Source organism: Qipengyuania pacifica, assembly GCF_019857205.1.
In the GTDB taxonomy this organism is placed as follows: domain Bacteria; phylum Pseudomonadota; class Alphaproteobacteria; order Sphingomonadales; family Sphingomonadaceae; genus Qipengyuania; species Qipengyuania pacifica.
The window spans coordinates 1-2,559 of sequence record NZ_JAHWXO010000033.1; the positions used below are offsets into that span (position 1 = coordinate 1).

General features: G+C 62.9%; 4 protein-coding genes. All 4 read left to right on the forward strand.

The annotated features are described in order from the left end of the window. On the forward strand, positions 1-586 hold a 586-nt coding region (locus KYK83_RS16965), incomplete at its 5' end, for an ArdC family protein (RefSeq protein WP_248284546.1). A gap of 11 nt (positions 587-597) precedes the next feature. Beyond that, a complete protein-coding gene (locus tag KYK83_RS16970; RefSeq protein ID WP_222829083.1) occupies positions 598-1,038 on the forward strand; it encodes a hypothetical protein in 441 nt (146 codons plus the stop codon). Between the two features lie 219 nt (positions 1,039-1,257). Continuing rightward, positions 1,258-2,196 carry a DUF2493 domain-containing protein gene (locus KYK83_RS16975; RefSeq protein WP_219150568.1) on the forward strand — a complete coding sequence of 313 codons (939 nt, stop codon included), beginning with the start codon at positions 1,258-1,260 and terminating at the stop codon, positions 2,194-2,196. Between the two features lie 130 nt (positions 2,197-2,326). Further along, positions 2,327-2,559: cation efflux transmembrane domain-containing protein (locus KYK83_RS16980; RefSeq protein WP_222829084.1), on the forward strand; the 233-nt coding region annotated here is incomplete at its 3' end.

Genomic DNA, 2,559 nt, shown 5'->3' on the forward strand with positions numbered 1-2,559 from the left:
AAGCCGGCGCGTCCTCAAGGCCTATGCCGTGTTCAATGCCGACCAGTGCGACGGCCTCCCTGCATTCTATCATCCCGAACCACTCATTGCCGCGCTGGAGCCCGAAGGACGCGAAGACCGGCTCGATGCCTTCTTCGGTCAAGTTGGCGCAGACCTGCGCCACCATGGCGCGCAGGCCTATTACGAGCCGCTGCGTGACCGGGTCACGATGCCGCCAGTAGAACTCTTCGAAGCCTACGACCACTACTACGCGACGCTTGCACATGAGCTGTCGCACTGGACGGGGCATTCTTCACGGCTCGACCGCGATCTCAAGAACCGCTTCGGCAGCGAGGCCTATGCCGCCGAAGAACTGATTGCCGAACTTTCCTCGGCAATCCTTGGAGCCGAATTGGGCCTTCCGGTCACCCACCTCGACCATCACGCCAGTTACATCGCGTCCTGGCTCAAGATCCTCAAATCGGACGAGCGCGCGATCCTGACCGCCGCGGCCAAGGCCGAAGAAGCTGCCAGCCTGTTGCTCGAACTTGGAGGTCATCAATCCCGTGAAAGCGAGGCCGACATCGATCTCGCCGATGCAGCCTAAGGAGTAGTGAGATGGGACGTTCCGTCAGCTCTCCGACCGGCTCCGTGGTAGCCTTTCGCCTGCTCGATGTCGGCGAAGAGGATGACACGGACTGGGTTTATGAGTGCCTCGTCGACGAGGTCATCGATACTGCGAAGGCGACCTTTCCTTCCTTCGAACGCTTCGATGGATGGCGCGGCCGCGAAGATCGTATCCTCCTGCGCAATGCCTTCGCCGATTGCGGCATATCGACCTATTGCGGGCTCGCGGCGATCTGGCTCACCGAGCGCGACGATGCCCGGTACTGGGAGGCAGATTTCTACAACCCACGAACGGCGAGAGCACGGCACTGGCTTGGCCAGGTCTCGGGTAGGTTCATCGACCTGTTCGGTGAGCTGCGCATGGTCGGTCGGTTCTCGAATGGCGAAGCGATCTTCGAGCGCTCCCGATCCAACTGCGACACCGGGTCCTGATCCTGCCTCATCCCTCTCCGCCGGGAGAGGCCCTTGGGCCGGTCGGGGCGCGCCGCAACCTGCGGCCCGTCGGCCCGTGTTACCCGCGCCAGCCTAGGGCCGCAGGTTTCCCGCTACGCGGTGCGTCACGCCCCTTTCCCAGGCCCTGATCGGGCTCCGGCGGACAGGGCCGAGGCAATGGTGCCTCCTCTCCTTGTCCCCGCGATCAGGAGACACCCCATGTACGACAGCTTCATCGACCAATTGAGCGGCCTCGACCTTTCAGGGCTCAGCATCAGGCCAGCCCCCTTCCACGCCACCGACTTTCCTTGCGAGGACGCGATTGAGCAGATCCTCGCCGCAGTCTGGTCCGACCTTTTCGCGATGTTTTCCGATACGGCCCTGGAGGCCGACGCCGAGGATATTGCATGGGGCATGGTCAATCTCTTCCACCGCGCAGCCAGCCGCAAGTCGGCTCAGCTTGACCGGGCCAGCGACGAGATCCGGGTCCTGCTCGCATCGGCCGACGGCTCCGAAGTGCATTCGAGCAATCTGGAAGAGCAGGTCGAGCGTGCACAGGCCGCCGAAGCCAGCATGCTGGCCTTCGAGCAGATGCGCGAGGCAGCCGCAGCGCTGTACCGCGACGAGACCGGTTCGTCATGGAAGCCCGTTTCGGGCTCGCGGACCAGCCATTCGCGCAACCTCACTTCGGCCGTAATCGATGCCCGCGATTTCCTCCGCGCTCGCGCAGAGAACCGGCGCCACGCCCTGATCCCTGAAGGAACTCCGGTCGTCTTTGCCGGTGGTCGCCAGAGCTTCGACAACGCTGAGGACGCGCGCGTCTATGCCGACACTATCTGGGCTACGCTCGACAAGGTTCGCGATGCGGTTCCCGATCTCTTCCTGGTCCATGGCGGCGACGGCAAGGGTGCCGATCGTCTGGCAGCAAGCTGGGCCGAGCGCCGCGAAGTCCAGCAGCTGACCTTTTCGCTCGATCGTCGTCTTGGTGCCCGCGCCGGGTTCAAGCGCAACGAGCAGATGCTCTCGCTCAATCCGCGTTATGTTGTCGCCTTTCCGGGCAATGGCGTCACCGAACGACTGGTGATCGACGCCAAGACGCGCCGGATCACCGTGGTCGATCGCAGGACCGTCACGTCCCGATCCAAGACTAAGGGATAATAGCCTGTTGGTCGCCGCAGCATTTCTACCATCGGTTAGCTGCGGCGATCATCACAGACAATCGTCGTCGATTGCCTTTTCGGTTGGAGAGGGGATTTCTTGGAAGGGCATCTCGGGGTATCAGCCTCGCATGCATCACGCCGACTCCAATCCGCTCGCCCATGATCACAACTTCCTGAGCGCCTCGCACGACGCCCATGAGCGGCGCACGCGTTATGTCGTTGCCTTGACCGCCGCGATGATGGTGGTCGAAATCGTCGCTGGCCTGTGGACCGGATCGATGGCGCTTCTAGCCGATGGTATCCACATGGCGACCCATGCAGGTGCCTTGGGCGTCGCGGCCTTCGCCTACTGGTTTGCCAG

What these genes read in the sequence shown, in the direction of transcription:
- KYK83_RS16975 (WP_219150568.1), top strand. Translation starts at nt 1,258, where the DNA reads ATGTACGACAGCTTCATCGACCAATTGAGCGGCCTCGACCTTTCAGGG.
- KYK83_RS16970 (WP_222829083.1), top strand. Translation starts at nt 598, where the DNA reads ATGGGACGTTCCGTCAGCTCTCCGACCGGCTCCGTGGTAGCCTTTCGC.